Source organism: Neptunomonas marina, assembly GCF_004005935.1.
Taxonomy (GTDB): Bacteria; Pseudomonadota; Gammaproteobacteria; order Pseudomonadales; family Balneatricaceae; genus Neptunomonas; species Neptunomonas marina.
Map to the genome: position 1 here is coordinate 1 of NZ_SACQ01000046.1, position 228 is coordinate 228.

Annotated in this window: 1 protein-coding gene; it reads left to right on the forward strand. The window is 60.1% G+C overall.

All coding sequences use genetic code 11. The features are described from left to right. The coding region (locus tag EOE65_RS17990) for an Ig-like domain-containing protein (RefSeq protein ID WP_164847167.1) at positions 1 to 228 on the forward strand (228 nt) is incomplete at both ends.

Below are 228 nucleotides of genomic sequence, written 5' to 3' on the forward strand. Positions count from 1 at the left end.
ACGATCCACCGGTGGCCGTCGATGACAGCGGCAGCACCGCGGAAGACACCGCAGTGACCCTAGATCTGGCGGGCAACGACAACGACGTGGACGACGGCCTAGACCTCACCAGCATCGTGATCACACAACAGCCGGACCACGGCACACTGGTGGTCAACAGCAACGGTACTGTGACCTACACACCGGATACCAACTACAACGGCCCGGACAGCTTCCAATACACCATTG